Below are 13,904 nucleotides of genomic sequence, written 5' to 3'. Positions count from 1 at the left end.
GGTGGATGAAAATCTACAAGCTTGGAGATAATATAGAGGCAAGCAGTGACGCATGGCAGAAAGAGTTTATATTTTTCACCTTGACGTATCCGTCAGGAGAAGTCATGTACGAGAAGCTCGATGCCTTTAATAATGGCTATTAATGCCGATAGAAATTCAGTATAAAGAATCAACAAATCTAATAAATCTAATACATCTCGGTCAGTAACGTAATCTTTACCCCACCGGTTTTCCGGTGGGGCTTCAAGATAAAATAAGCTTCCAACCGGAGCAAGCTTTTAACGAAAATAAAATTTTAAGCAAAGTAGAAATACTTTAACCGGATCAAAAATTCTCCCTCCGGTTATAGCAAATTTTTTTCTGACCCCTGTAATAATCCTCAATTTTGATGTCTTTCTGAATCTATCTTTAGTTTTAGAATTTTCCACGAAAATATTCAAAGCAAATTTTCAGCTATATTTTCCGAAATTACATGTTCACAATACAGGCAATGGAGAGTTACTCCTTCTTCTTCTGACTGGAGCACGGAAAATTTGGATTTTATTGGCTCGCTGCTATTGGAAATGCAGTTTGAATTGGTGCAGCGCACAACGCCTTCAACATAAGAAGGAAGTACAACATTATTCTTCTGGACTACTTCAAAATCCCTTATAATATTTATGGTAGCCTTCGGAGAAATCAGAGCAATCCTGTTAAGTTCTTCTACGCTGAGCTCTTTGCCCTCGATTTTTACAACATCTTTTTTCCCTCTGGCGCCAGGCGCGTTCATAACAAAACTGATAGTCGCTCGAAAAGCACTGGAAATCCCAAGTATACGCAGGACATTCAATGCCTGTCCTGCTTTTATATGATCAATTACCGTTCCTTTTTCAATTGCCTGGATTTTGAGGTCCCGTTTTTCCTTCATTCAATCACTCCCATAGCAAGAGCAAGAAGTGCCATGCGCGTAGGAACCCCATAGAAAGCCTGCTCGAAATAACAAGAATACGGCGTAGAGTCTACCTCAGGTGAGATTTCGTTGACCCGTGGAAGAGGGTGAAGAATCTTGAGATTCGGGTCTGCAGCTCTCAGCAGGTCGCCTGTAACCTTTAACTTGTTTTTAACCTTCTCATACTCCTCAGGATCAGGGAAACGTTCCCTCTGAACCCTTGTCATGTAAAGAACTTCAACATCTCCAATTGTTTCTTCAAGGGAATCGGCCTCTTTTACGACTATTTTTTTCTTTTGAAGATCCCTGACAATTTCGGGAGGCATTCTCAGTTCAGGTGGCGAAACGAAAGTCATTTCAGCTCCGTAAAGGGATAAAGCATGGCAGAGCGAATGTACTGTTCTTCCGTATTTCAGGTCTCCTGCCATAGCAATCTTCAGGCCCTCGAGATGGCTTTCCCTGCGGATAGTATAGAGGTCAAGAAAAGTCTGTGTAGGGTGGTGGACAGAGCCATCTCCACCATTGATAATAGGCACGGTTGCAAATTCAGCAGCCATGCGCGCCGACCCATCAAGAGGGTGACGCAATACTATAAGATCCGCATACTTGCCGATTACACGAATCGTATCGGCAAGATTTTCCCCTTTCATGACCGAACTTGCCTCGACGGAACCCAGGTTCAGAACCTGTCCTCCAAGCCTCTGCGCAGCAACCTCAAAAGACAGCCTTGTCCTTGTGCTTGGTTCAAAAAAAAGAAGAGCTATAATTTTTCCATCGAGCAGCCTGGATCTTTCTTCACCTCTGGCTACAGGCTCAAGCTTTTCTGCTGTATCCAGAACGTAGTCGATTTCTTTCCGCGAAAAATCTTTCATAGAGATGACGTGTCTGTTCTTAAATGACATCCTGTTTTCATAAAATGATTCTCAGAGATATAACCTTTGCTCCAGAAATTTCTAAGAGTACTGAAACAATTGAATCCTATCCCCATATCGCAGTTTTGATGCTTCACTTAGATACGTTTTTAACAAATTCAAGCCAGAGTTTTGCGTCTTTAATTCTCTGATTAACGAACTGTTCCTGGAAGTGTCTGGTCTTTTCTTTAAAGGCCCCACTTTCGATCTCCTTCAGATCTGTTATTGCGCGCAATAAGCCTGCGGTCTCATGATAGAGTTTTCTTGCTTCTTCCGAAGTAAGGGGTCTTTCTTCCAGTTCCTTTTCATCATTTTTTTCCTTTGCTGAGATAATTTCGATGCATTTATCTATCCTTGATTTCTCAGCTGGATTGAGTTCATCTTTTTGAATCAATTCCCACACGTAGTTGTGCAAAGGATAAGTTTCTCCCTCAAATTCCACGTAATCCGGAATATGCTGGCCGACCCAGAAAAGGCGACAATGCAGAGCCGAAAGCAGCTGCTTGCGTTCCTCATTGGTTATATATGTTTCTGAGGCTGTTTTTTCATTTTGTTTGCGGTTTTTGTCCACCTTCCTCCCCCAGGAAATATTGTATATTCATCAAATTTTGTATGATGATTATCATGCTTATTCTTTATCTGTGAACGTCAGATATAAAATAACAACATTGACACAAAAAAACAGTCGCAAATAAAAAGAAATATAGGTAATGAAAAACTCACATATAAAAATAAGATAATGGGAATCAAATTCGAAAAATAAAATTAAAAGAATAAAATTAAGAAATCAAATCGTCTAAAAACCGAAAATTTAGTAAAGTAAACTCGGAGTAGAGACCAGGAATAAAAATATACAGGACCGCTGATATAAAAATGCTTGAAAATTTCAGCTTTTTCGATTTTCCGCTTGAGGTGATACTATAGTCCCCATAATTCAGGTTGCACTTGATCTTCTGGAATTGGATCGCTCGGTAGAAATTGCAAAAGAAGCAATAGCAGGGGGTGCGGACTGGATTGAAATCGGAACCCCTCTGATTAAAAGTGAAGGAATGGATGCGATCCGCACCATGAGAAAAGCTTTTCCAGATCGGACGATTCTGGCAGACATGAAAACCGTGGATACGGGAGCTATGGAAGTTGAGATGGCAGCAAAAGCTGGGGCCGATGTTGTTATTGTGCTGGGGAGTGCAGATGACTCTACATTACTTGATGCGCTCCGTTCAGCCCACAAATATGGAGTCAGGTTAATGGCAGACCTCATTTCGGCTCCTGACCCTGTAAAAAGAGCAGGCGAACTTGAAGCTCTGGGTGTGGATTATGTGAATGTACACATAGGCATAGACCAGCAGATGATAGGAAAAGACCCCATATCGCTTCTCAGGGAAATCTCACAGAGAGTCGGTGTACAGCTTGCAGTTGCTGGAGGGCTTGATGCAAATAGTGCAGTACAGGCAGTCAAAGCTGGAGCCAGAATTGTAATTGTCGGAGGGAATATCACCCGTTCTGACAACGTAACTGAAGCCGCCAGAAAAGTCCGGCAGAGTGTGGACTCCCCGGATGCTGTGGAAATTCGCAACGTTGGAACTGTAGACCAGGAAATCAGAGCAATTCTAAAGGAAGTATCCACCTCAAACATTTCCGATGCCATGCACAGGAAAGGGGCAATGAAAGGCATTCGACCTCTGGTAAGAGGGAAAATGGTAGGAACCGCAGTTACTGTACAGGCTTTTCCCGGAGACTGGGCAAAGACCGTGGAAGCAATTGATATTGCAAAAGAAGGGGACGTAATTGTAATTTATAACGAAAGCAAGGATATTGCCTGCTGGGGAGGGCTTGCAACCTTGAGTTCCTTAAATAAGGGAATTGCAGGCGTGGTAATAGAAGGTGCTGCGAGGGATATTGACGAAATCGAAAATCTGGGACTTCCGATTTATACCAGTAATTCAGTACCTAATGCCGGCGACCCCAAAGGTTTTGGAGAAATCAATGCTGAAATTACCTGTGGCGGGCAGACCGTCAAGCCAGGCGATTACATAGTAGGTGATGAAAGTGGTGTTGTAGTAATTCCTGTGGAAAGGGCCTACGAACTGGCAAGAAGGGCAAAAGAAGTCAACAAAACCGAAAAAAGACTCTTCGATGAAATCAAGAGAGGTGGAACCCTGTCTGAGATTCTGGAGTTAAAGAAATGGGAAAAACATTGAATGGCCGCAATTCTCGGAGCTCAGATTAAAGCGGGAATAAAGAGAAAAATGAGAATAAAAAGGCCAGAAAATCACAAAAATCGAAGAAAAATAGTGAAATTTTCAGGAAAAGGCTTTACTCACCGTCTTCGGTCCGTGAAAAGCAAACCCTGCACAGAAGTAGGGCCCTGAGAAGTTTCATTTCTTCTTCCTGACAGTTTTCACCTATCCTTGCTCGAAGCAGGGAATCCAGTTCGATTTCTAGAGTTTCCAGTGCAGCTTTTACCTGCTGTTGTCTTTCCGGAGGCAGGAGTCCTCCAATATCCCTAACGTTTCCAGAAAGAGCAAGCTGTTCAAGTTGCCTGAAAACAGTTCTGGTACTCATGCTCTGGATATCAGCAATCTCGTCTATCCCGAGCCCTTTATTAAAGAGAGAGAAAGTTCTTTGCAGAGAATCCGTTTCAAAAGAATCGGATTCAAAAGAGTCTACTTTAGTGGCATCTACGATTCCTGATTCAGGCGAAACTCCTGCCGAATCGGTTTCCCTGGGACTTCCGGCCGAAGAATTCCTTTCTGACCAATCCTGAATGCTCGTGTCCAGATACCTTGATTTTTTTATTAGTGAGTTGCTAGCCTCTGAACTACTCATATTATCAGATTCAGAACCCGGTATTTTAGTCCCGGAGATCTCGATTTCAGCTTCGGACTCTTTATTATTTTGAGCGACTTCTCTTGTGGGGATTTCCTCTTTTTCAAGCCCTTTATTTTCAAGCTCCTTACCGGCAGCAGCTCCTGAACTTTCAGATTTTTCGGGAGGCGTCAAACTATAGTCTCTGCAATAGTTTTCGATTTCCTTGAGAAAAACATCCCCGTATTTTCTCAGTTTATGCTCTCCAACGCCTGTAATAGAATGAAACTCCTCAGGGTTACGCGGAAATCTTGTAGCCATTTCCTTAAGGGTGGTATCAGAGAAAATAATATAAGGAGGAAGATTTTTCTTTAGAGCAATATCTTTTCTCAAAGCTTTTAACCGCTCAAAAAGAATAGGATCAGGCTCTTTTCCGGATTTTATGACTTTTCGGATTTCTGTATTTTTTAGAATATCAGCCGCAACTGAAAATTTTTCTGAAAAAGTCCCTTCTGAAGAACCTTCTCCAGGGAGACACAAATCGTCGGCTTTTTTGCCTTTTATACCGGCAACTATTGAAGGCATCAAGCTTTCTACAGCTTCAGGCGCAAATCCTTCAGGACAGACAAGCTCTACTCGCTCCGTTCCTGTCAGGATTTTCCTGCTCATGGCGGTCAACTTCAATACAGGATACTGTGCCCCGCTTACGTCCAGAAACCCGGTATTTATCATTTCGGAGGCTAATGACCTCCACTGCTCTTTTGTAAACTCCCGGCCAATGCCGTGACTTTTCAGTTTCTCGTGGCGGTTTTGCCGAATTTTTTTATTTTTTGAGCCTGTGAGGACATCAATAACGTAGTTAGTGCCAAAGCGCTGGTTCAGTTCCTGGACACAGGTTATTAATTTCTTCGCAGCTTCAGTCCCGTCAAAGGTACCTTTCGGGCTAAGGCAGCAGTCACAATTCCCGCAGGGTTCTGACATTTCCTCACCAAAGTATTCCATCAGAGTCTGGCGCCTGCATTTATTTCCCTCACAAAAAGCTACCATCTGCCTTAACTGCACAAGAGAGGCATCTTTTTCCTTTTCGCTTGTCTTCTGTGAAATAAAGTACTCGATCTTGAAGCGATCCCCTCTGCTGAAAAAAAGAATGCATTCGCAGGGGCTGCCATCCCTCCCCCCTCTACCGGTCTCTTGATAATAACTTTCGAGATTTCTTGGAAGGTCATAGTGTATTACGAAACGTACATTAGACTTATCAATCCCCATCCCAAAAGCGATTGTGGCCACTATGATGTCCACGTCATCTTTAATGAACATCTCCTGGTTCCGGGTTCTCTCGGTATCTGAAAGACCCGCATGGTAGGGAAGAGCCCTGAAACCTGCAAGGTTCAGCTTCTTTGTAAGGGCTTCGACACTATTTCTACTCTGGCAATAGATAATTCCTGCTTCACCCCTATGCCTGTGCAGGTAGTCAGCAATCTCGGAAAAAGTCTCTTTCTTTGGCCTGACCTCATAGTAAAGGTTTTTCCGGTTAAAACTGGCTACATAAGGACCTTTCTCCGGAGCGATATCAAGATTAAGTTGTGATACGATATCTTCTCGAACCCTTTCTGTGGCTGTTGCCGTAAGCGCAATAACCGGGATATCAGGAAATCCGGTCTTCGGATCTCTCAAAAGTTTCAATTTCCTGTACTCAGGTCGGAAATCGTGACCCCACTCGGAAATGCAATGCGCTTCGTCAATTGCAAACAGACTGACCCTCCCCTTCTTTAAAAAGGCAAAGGTTCCAGGCATCATGAGCCTTTCAGGAGCAACGTAAAGAACTTTTAATCGGTTTTCGAGAAAAGCTGTCTTAACATCCCGAATTTCTCTGACGCTCTGGGTACTGTTCATGCAGGCTGCGGCAATCCCATTTGCTTCAAGCCCATCAACCTGGTCTTTCATCAGGGAAATCAGGGGGGAAACAACAATCGTAACTCCTTCCATGAGAAGGGCAGGCAGCTGGTAGCACATTGACTTGCCCCCGCCTGTGGGCATGAGCACGAAAACGTCTTTTCTTTCCAGGACGTCCCTGATAATTTCCTCCTGCAAAGGGCGAAAGGAGGTGTATCCGAAATACTGATGCAGGGCTGAATACATTCTGGCAGACAGAGAAAGTCCGGGCTCAGGCTCGCGTTTACTCGCCCTCAAGAAATCATACTCAGTGCTCGTTTTCAAATCCCCCTGACCTGTAGAATTAATGTCACGCCAGAATATAAACCCCGGAAGATCCAGGGAAATCAGGATAGGGGTATGCTCTCATGCACAGCCATATCCTCAATATTTCAATTTTTATAATAGACATTACCCTTGTTTACAATAGATAATTTTCATGTTTATAAGAGATTATTCCCATCTTATGATAAATCAGACGCCAGTACAAAGAAGTGCGCCGGGTCTGGAATCCTGACTCTGTGATGTTTTAAGCTCATCATATTTAAGTTGCGGGTTTGCGGGGTGAAAGTATTCGGCTATAAGCTCTTGACAGGTATCCTAAGTCTCTCAAAGTAGTAGAGCTAAGATAGTTGAGTTTAGAAAGGAAAATGAAATAGTCGATCCAGGGAAAAGTCGGAAAAAGACTGAAAATTACAAATAAATTAGAGATTTATTGATTTCTGGCGTCAACGTTATTAAGGTTTGATTTGAGGTAAAGATAGGAAGATGAGGAGTGCGGCTACACCCAGGCACTTCTTGTCTTCCTCTTAAGTTATGCTTTGTTACCAGCCAGTTGTTTTTCCAGTTTCTGCAGTTTTCCGCAGCCCTCCATTTTGGCTATTCTTCTACACTATTCCCTACTCCAGAAGTTTCGCCTGTCTTAATCTACAACTCCCTTATCCTTTGCCATCCACTCCAGAGTGTCAGCTATTTTTTTCTGTGACTCTGCCAGGCTCTCCAGGGATTTTGCAATACTTTCAAGCTTATCGATGAGTTCATAGTTCTCACTGCCCATTCCTATCACCAATTCCTCTCCGATCTTTTTAATATGAATATTTTTGGAAAACCTTTGTATATAATTGTAATTTTTAATTTTCTGGAAGAGGTCAGGAGGTAAGTTTTTGTTTGTATGGAATTTACTTGCTTTTCCTTATCAAACCCAGTCTTCCATAAAGTATTCAGGAAACGGATTTTCGACTTTTTTAACTGATCTTACCAGCCAGTAAGTTACTGAGCAGTAGGATATGAAATCGAAGTCCAGAACTGGGAATAAGTCCATACTAGGATTAAAGGAGGATACACTTTCTAATTTGTAACTTTCGCATACAAAAAGTATATTTCGGATTTTATTCTGTTTCGGGGAAATAGAGATTTTTATTTAACGACTTCTTTTATGATACCTTTAAATATCAAAACCCCCATGCACAGACTCATATACCACAATAAAATATAATCAAATCCAGATAATACTCATACAATTCACTGATCACGATCATTTTTTCAAAGGGATTTATTAGTATCATTTAAGGAGCATTTCAATGGTAAAACCCGAGAAATTCATTCCAAAGGCAGTTGAGAAAATTAGCAAGGAAATAAAGGATGGGAGAGCAATTATCGCGCTCTCAGGCGGCGTGGACAGTTCTGTTTGTGCAGAACTGGCTTACAGGGCGATTGGGGACAGGCTTCAGCCGATCTATATCGACACCGGGCTCATGAGGAAAGGAGAGACCGAGAGGATAAAGCATATTTTCTCCCACATGAACCTTGATGTTGTCTATGCAAAGGACAGGTTCCTTGCAGCCCTGAAGGGTATAACTGACCCTGAGGAGAAAAGGAAGGCTATAGGCGAGACTTTTATCCGCGTGTTTGAGGAAGAGGCAAGGAAACTTGCAGCCGATTATCTTATCCAGGGCACGATTTACCCTGACAGGATCGAATCCGAAGGCGGAATCAAATCCCATCACAATGTCGGAGGGCTGCCCAGTGTAATGGATTTCAAGAAGATAGTCGAGCCTATCGAGGACCTTTACAAGGATGAGGTTCGAGAAGTTGCCTGGGCGCTCCAGCTGCCTGACGAGATCTGTGAAAGGATGCCTTTCCCCGGGCCTGGCCTGGCTGTGAGGATTCTCGGGGAGATTACAGAGGAGAAACTTGAGGTTGTGCGGGAAGCCAACTTTATAGTAGAAGAAGAACTTCTGGACAGGTTCTGCCCCTGGCAAACTTTCGCTGCTGTTCTTGGAAAGGGAACAGGCGTAAAAGGAGACATCCGTGCGTACGGCTGGATTGTAGCTGTAAGAGCTGTAGGATCCAGAGACGGGATGACTGCAGAGGCTCTCGAACTTCCCTGGGATGTGCTCAAAAAGCTGGAATCCAGAATTACCTCCGAAATTCCTAAAGTAGCCAGGGTGGTTTATGATATCACGCCCAAACCGCCTGCGACAATCGAGTTCGAGTAAAGCACAGACCTTTAATGAATTAGAGTTGTAGAGGAATAGAATACAAATAATGAAGCTGCTTTTCAGCTTCAGAACTTTTTTACAATTATAAAGCAAGCCACAAAGCGAGTTTTTAAGCCCATGACCCTGAATAAAGCAGTAATGGAAATCCGGCAGCGGATTAAAGTGAAACCTTCTCCTACGGACGAACCTGCAGCAAGCTGGACAGGAGTCGACCTTGTAAACGGAGTTCAGGTAAAGACTCTGACTATAATCTTCAAGAGCGCAGGCTGCCGATGGGGAAAAGCCGGAGGATGTACTATGTGCGGTTATGTTTATGACTGCGCAAGTGAGCCCCCAACTCTGGAGGATTACAAGGCCCAGCTTGCAAGAGCAATGAAAAAAGCCGAGAAATTCCCTGAATTTATGGTCAAGATTTTCACCTCAGGCAGTTTTCTTGACGAGCAGGAAGTACCTCGCGAGGCAAGAGATATAATCCTCAAAACTCTTGCAGACGACTCCAGGGTAGTCAAGGTACTTGTGGAGACCCGTCCAAACTTTGTAACCGAGGTGAATGTGCAGGAGTGTCTTAAGATCCTGAAAAATAAACCCTTTGAACTGGCTTTCGGGCTGGAGACAAGCTCGGACCGAATCCGCAGGGATTCTATTAATAAAGGTTTTACCTTCAGGGACTTTATTAGTGCCGCAGAAATTGCAAGAAAGAATGGGGCAACGGTAAAAGCATATCTGATGCTAAAGCCTCTCTTCCTCTCCGAGCGCCAGGCCCTCGAGGATATTGTCCGTTCAATAGACGATGCAGCCCCTTACGCTGACACAATTTCCATTAACCTTTGCAATGTTCAGAAAGGCACGCTTGTCGAAGCTCTCTGGGAAAAAGGGCAGTACCGCCCCCCGTGGCTGTGGAGCATTGTAGAAATTCTGAAAAGAGCAAAAGCTACCCATCCTGATCTCCCTCTCATGTCAGATCCCGTCGGTGCAGGCTCAAAACGCGGCCCTCATAACTGTAAACTATGCAGCTCAGACGCGGCAGACTCTCTCAGGACTTTCTCACTCACCCAGAACCCGGAAGACCTCAGTAAAACAGACTGTGAATGCAAAGAACTCTGGAAGAAAGTCCTGGAACTTGAAGACTTTACCTACGGAACACCCATCTTAGATTAAAATCATAAAAAATCCTCATTTTGTTTGAACTGAGTGGGAATATTGTACCTGGCCATCATGAGAAGGTCGGCATACTTCCCATCCTTTATTATTGCGTACTTCTTCGTCCCCTCGATCTCAAAACCAGAAGACTGGTAAAGACTGATAGCTTTTTCGTTGTCTGCAGTGACATCAAGTTCGATCCTTACTAGCATAAGCCAGTTGTCTGCAAGGTCGAGAATATTTTCCATCAAGTTCTTCCCAATACCCTTCCCCTGATATTCAGTCCTTACCATAATTCCAAGGAAGGCTGAATGTCTCTGCCTGGCACCTTTTAGAAGATGTATCCCTACCATTCCGACAACTTTTCCTTCGAGTTCTGCTATCAGTACATGGTCGTCAACACCCATGCTTCTCAGAAACCCTTCTGTAAAGTCAATAGTCTCGGTAGTCAGGGTAAGGGTATTTGCCCTGACCTCTTTTTGCCTTCGCATTTCATTGATATCCTGGGCATCACTTAACCTGAAAGGCCTGATAAGTAGATTCATAAAATTCCTCTTAAATCACCTTATCAAAATTAATCAAAAATTTAGAGTTAGTTGTAGAGCTGCGGGGCCTTCTATAATTACTCTTTTGGCTTTTCCAACTTGCAGACCATGGTTCCGACTCCGCAATCAGTAAAGAGTTCAAGAAGCATGGAGTGAGAAACGCTTCCATTTATTATATGGGCTCTTTCAACCCCGTTTTTCACTGCGACTGCTGCGCCTTTAAGTTTTGGGATCATGCCTCCCTGTATAACGCCTTCAGCGATAAGAGGCTCGATGTCTTCAAGAGTCACACGGGATATGCGGCTACCTGGATCGTTTATATTTCTAAGCAGGCCTGAGACATCGGTCATTAGAATGAGTTTCTTTGCGCGCAGGGCTGCGGCAATATCACCTGCTACTGTATCGGCATTAATATTAAGAGCATTACCTTTTGCATCAACAGCAATAGGAGAGATGACCGGAATATAACTGTTCTCAAGCACTATGTGGAGGATGTCAGGATTGATGACTTCACTCTCCCCAACCCAACCAATATCAACTTCAGTCTCAATACCGTCGACTACTACCTTCTGTGCAGCCTGTTTATGACCAAGGATCATTCTGCCATCGTGACCGGTAAGCCCGATACCTTTTCCTCCGCAAACCCCGATAAGGGACACAATTTTAGTATTGATATTCCCGACAAGTACCATTCTGGCAATTTCCATAGTCTCGTCATCTGTGATACGTAAGCCCTGGAAAAACTCAGCCTTCTTTCCCATCCGTTCCATTTTTTCCGTAATCTCAGGGCCGCCTCCGTGTACAATAACGGGTTTGATTCCCACATAGCGCAGGAGCACGACATCTTTTATGATATCTTCCATGATCTGGGCGCTAACCATTGCATTCCCGCCCACTTTGATAACCATGATTGAGTCGTAGAACTCCTGCATATAAGGCAGGGCTTCAATGAGTACGTTCTCTCTCTTCAGTTCCATGATGTAGGAATCAGAAAATCTATTTTTAAACTTATCGTTAAAGATACTTATAAAAACTCTAAGAAGCGTGTAAAAAAACAAAACTGATATGATTAATTTCGAGAAAGTGCTGGAAATAAGCCAGCCCGGATAGTGTTAAAAATTAAAGACCAGTCCAGGCTAATTCCGTATCTGGATATTAAAGAAAAAGAAAGAACCCCGATTTTCAGGGCATGTGAGAGAAATTAGTTTGTTCAGGTTTATTCGATTTTTTCTATTTTTTCTTTTTTGACAAAGGGCTTGCTGATTTTCTCAGGCATCCAGTCAGGCCTGTTTTTAGGGGCTTCGACAAGTTCCTTCCATGCCTTGAAAACGTGCACCTTCTTTGTCCCGCGTTCTCTGAGGCGTATGATATCCGGTTTGGATTTAGTCCCGGCGCCCCGGTTTGCAGCTTTCAGGGCAGCCTGCCGAGGCTGTTTTCCAGTGAAAACTCCGTGCTCATTGCCTTCTTCGTCTCGTAAAACAAAATTTCTTGTGTTGGACATAAAGGTCACCTCGCAAATGTATTGCTAGACACTGATTAAGTTTTAAAGTATATAAAATCTTTCTTCAGGATGTTGCCTATAGTTATTGGTTTATGCAAAATTCGCCTCAATTTGTGCAGGATATATAAACTAAATTTTTCCATATTGTTGGCAAAATGGGAAATATTTAAATAATTATATCTTGTTAGAAATGCAGTCCAAAATAAGTTTCAGGAAATGGATTTTGGGCACTTTTGAAGCTTAAGTTTTATTGTACTTTTGGAAAAAGAACCTGGAAAGCACAAACTTTACATGCTATAACTCCTTATGGTCATTATATTTTTCCAAATGGAATAAAATTACGTATTTATCAGGATTTCATTTTACAAAATCAAACATTCATCTTTTCATGGATCTGGTTAATTATGGAACATTGTACTTTCAACCTCCCGGACGTCCAGGCCAGCAAACCAAGCATAGCTATAAACCTTACCCGTGTAGGGGTAACAAATGTGAAAAAACTCGTTGAAATCAAGCGAAAAGACAAACGTCCTATCGTACTGATCTCAACTTTTGACGTTTTTGTTGACCTGCCCTCCGATCGAAAGGGAGCAAACCTCTCAAGGAATTTCGAAGCTGTAGACGAAGTGCTGGAAAAGGTACTCAGTACACCCGTATATGAAATTGAGCAGCTTTGCAGTGACATCGCACATAATCTGCTTGGCAGGCATGAATACGCTAACCAGGCAGAAGTTCGGATGAAAAGCGAATATATGATTAGACGTGCTTCTCCATCAACCGGAATCAAATGCCAGGAAGTTGTAAATATCTTTGCTGAAGCATCTGCCGTAAGGGGAGAGGGCACCGAAGACTATTTTGATGTAAAGAAGCTGATAGGTGCTGAAGTTGTGGGAATGACAGCCTGCCCCTGCGCTCAGGAAATTATGCGAGATAAAGCTGCAAACGAGCTTTCCGAACTTGGAGTTGAGAGGGACACGATTATAAAATTCCTGGAAAAGGTCCCCATGGCTACCCATAACCAACGCGGGAGAGGCATTATCTCAATTAAGGTAGCGCATGATTTCGATGTTTCCCTCGAAAGTATTATCAACATTATCGAGCGCTCTATGAGTTCCAGCGTGTATGAGGTATTAAAACGCTCAGACGAGAAAGTCGTTGTGGAAACTGCTCATATGAACCCGAAATTTGTGGAAGACTGTGTAAGGACTATGGCAGACAATATAGTAAGAGAGTTTCCGAATCTTCCTGATAATGCGGTAATTACCATCAAGCAAACCAATGAAGAAAGTATTCACAGGCATAATGCTTTTGCCGAAAGAGTTGCCCTGATGGGAGATCTCAGGATGGAAATTAATCAGGGTTAAAATGATAGAAGATAAAATAGAAGAATATAATATATCAATTATATAATATGTCAATTCTATACTTTTCCTTGAACCCTGGAAGTCTCTGAAAAAAGCTCCGCTTAATGATACTTCCAGAGCAACCACATAGTTTTTTGATAAAACTTTTTGGAAAAAAGTTTTTGAGATATCCAAAACCTTAATTCACACAAACTTTATTAGAGAGCCTGGACAACCTATAAGCAGTTAAATTATAAGAAAGGACTTGCAGGGCCTAGAATGCCAGTCCTGGAAG

General features: G+C 42.9%; 12 protein-coding genes. 4 read left to right on the top strand and 8 right to left on the bottom strand.

The window, feature by feature from the left end; all coding sequences use genetic code 11:
* Positions 1-436: 436 nt before the first annotated feature.
* From pyrI to ACPK8D_RS14710, 3 genes are all read right to left on the bottom strand, one after another.
* On the bottom strand, positions 437-907 hold the full coding sequence (gene pyrI, locus ACPK8D_RS14720) for an aspartate carbamoyltransferase regulatory subunit (protein WP_424718607.1): 471 nt from the start codon (positions 905-907) through the stop codon (positions 437-439).
* Positions 904-1,830: an aspartate carbamoyltransferase gene (gene pyrB, locus ACPK8D_RS14715; RefSeq protein WP_424718606.1), complete on the bottom strand. Its 927-nt coding sequence runs from the start codon at positions 1,828-1,830 to the stop codon at positions 904-906. The genes pyrI and pyrB overlap by 4 nt, the downstream gene beginning before the upstream one ends.
* Before the next feature lie 103 nt (positions 1,831-1,933).
* Positions 1,934-2,410 (bottom strand): DUF5788 family protein, encoded by a 477-nt coding sequence (locus ACPK8D_RS14710; protein ID WP_424718605.1) that lies wholly within the window; start codon positions 2,408-2,410, stop codon positions 1,934-1,936.
* 349 nt (positions 2,411-2,759) lie between these two features.
* On the opposite strand from ACPK8D_RS14710, the gene hxlA reads away from it, so the two are divergent.
* Positions 2,760-4,040: a 3-hexulose-6-phosphate synthase gene (hxlA, locus tag ACPK8D_RS14705; protein ID WP_424718609.1), complete on the top strand. Its 1,281-nt coding sequence runs from the start codon at positions 2,760-2,762 to the stop codon at positions 4,038-4,040.
* A 115-nt stretch (positions 4,041-4,155) separates the two neighbouring features.
* On the opposite strand, the gene recQ is transcribed toward hxlA, so the two are convergent.
* Together recQ and ACPK8D_RS14695 are read right to left on the bottom strand one after the other, a co-directional pair.
* Positions 4,156-6,786, bottom strand: a complete 2,631-nt coding sequence (gene recQ, locus ACPK8D_RS14700) for a DNA helicase RecQ (protein ID WP_424718608.1) — start codon at positions 6,784-6,786, stop codon at positions 4,156-4,158.
* 715 nt (positions 6,787-7,501) lie between these two features.
* Positions 7,502-7,645, bottom strand: a complete 144-nt coding sequence (locus ACPK8D_RS14695) for a hypothetical protein (RefSeq protein ID WP_424718604.1) — start codon at positions 7,643-7,645, stop codon at positions 7,502-7,504.
* A gap of 514 nt (positions 7,646-8,159) precedes the next feature.
* Between ACPK8D_RS14695 and guaA the strand changes: the two genes are divergently transcribed.
* Together guaA and ACPK8D_RS14685 are read left to right on the top strand one after the other, a co-directional pair.
* Entirely contained in the window at positions 8,160-9,077 is a 918-nt protein-coding gene (guaA, locus tag ACPK8D_RS14690; protein ID WP_424718603.1) for a glutamine-hydrolyzing GMP synthase, read from the top strand.
* A 120-nt stretch (positions 9,078-9,197) separates the two neighbouring features.
* Positions 9,198-10,238: an archaeosine biosynthesis radical SAM protein RaSEA gene (locus ACPK8D_RS14685; protein ID WP_424718602.1), complete on the top strand. Its 1,041-nt coding sequence runs from the start codon at positions 9,198-9,200 to the stop codon at positions 10,236-10,238.
* 2 nt (positions 10,239-10,240) lie between these two features.
* Here the strand turns inward: ACPK8D_RS14685 and ACPK8D_RS14680 are convergent, their stop codons facing one another.
* The 3 genes from ACPK8D_RS14680 to ACPK8D_RS14670 form a co-directional block, all read right to left on the bottom strand.
* Positions 10,241-10,765, bottom strand: coding sequence for a GNAT family N-acetyltransferase (locus ACPK8D_RS14680; protein ID WP_424718601.1), 525 nt, complete (start codon positions 10,763-10,765; stop codon positions 10,241-10,243).
* A gap of 77 nt (positions 10,766-10,842) precedes the next feature.
* Positions 10,843-11,742: an acetylglutamate kinase gene (gene argB, locus ACPK8D_RS14675; RefSeq protein WP_424718600.1), complete on the bottom strand. Its 900-nt coding sequence runs from the start codon at positions 11,740-11,742 to the stop codon at positions 10,843-10,845.
* 239 nt (positions 11,743-11,981) lie between these two features.
* Entirely contained in the window at positions 11,982-12,266 is a 285-nt protein-coding gene (locus tag ACPK8D_RS14670) for a non-histone chromosomal MC1 family protein (protein WP_128505345.1), read from the bottom strand.
* 404 nt (positions 12,267-12,670) lie between these two features.
* Here ACPK8D_RS14670 and mptA point away from each other — a divergent pair, with 404 nt between their 5' ends.
* A complete protein-coding gene (gene mptA, locus ACPK8D_RS14665) occupies positions 12,671-13,630 on the top strand; it encodes a GTP cyclohydrolase MptA (protein ID WP_424718599.1) in 960 nt (319 codons plus the stop codon).
* Positions 13,631-13,904 lie beyond the last annotated feature (274 nt).

The organism is Methanosarcina sp. (genome assembly GCF_049706645.1).
Classification (GTDB): Archaea; Halobacteriota; Methanosarcinia; order Methanosarcinales; family Methanosarcinaceae; genus Methanosarcina.
Note: the sequence above shows the minus strand (reverse complement) of the source record. Positions and strands in the feature narration are given on the sequence as shown.

Coding starts and splice junctions, on each gene's coding strand:
- argB (WP_424718600.1), bottom strand. CDS start 11,742: ATGGAACTGAAGAGAGAGAACGTACTCATTGAAGCCCTGCCTTATATG.
- ACPK8D_RS14670 (WP_128505345.1), bottom strand. CDS start 12,266: ATGTCCAACACAAGAAATTTTGTTTTACGAGACGAAGAAGGCAATGAG.
- ACPK8D_RS14685 (WP_424718602.1), top strand. CDS start 9,198: ATGACCCTGAATAAAGCAGTAATGGAAATCCGGCAGCGGATTAAAGTG.
- ACPK8D_RS14680 (WP_424718601.1), bottom strand. CDS start 10,765: ATGAATCTACTTATCAGGCCTTTCAGGTTAAGTGATGCCCAGGATATC.
- pyrB (WP_424718606.1), bottom strand. CDS start 1,830: ATGTCATTTAAGAACAGACACGTCATCTCTATGAAAGATTTTTCGCGG.
- guaA (WP_424718603.1), top strand. CDS start 8,160: ATGGTAAAACCCGAGAAATTCATTCCAAAGGCAGTTGAGAAAATTAGC.
- mptA (WP_424718599.1), top strand. CDS start 12,671: ATGGAACATTGTACTTTCAACCTCCCGGACGTCCAGGCCAGCAAACCA.
- pyrI (WP_424718607.1), bottom strand. CDS start 907: ATGAAGGAAAAACGGGACCTCAAAATCCAGGCAATTGAAAAAGGAACG.
- recQ (WP_424718608.1), bottom strand. CDS start 6,786: ATGTATTCAGCCCTGCATCAGTATTTCGGATACACCTCCTTTCGCCCT.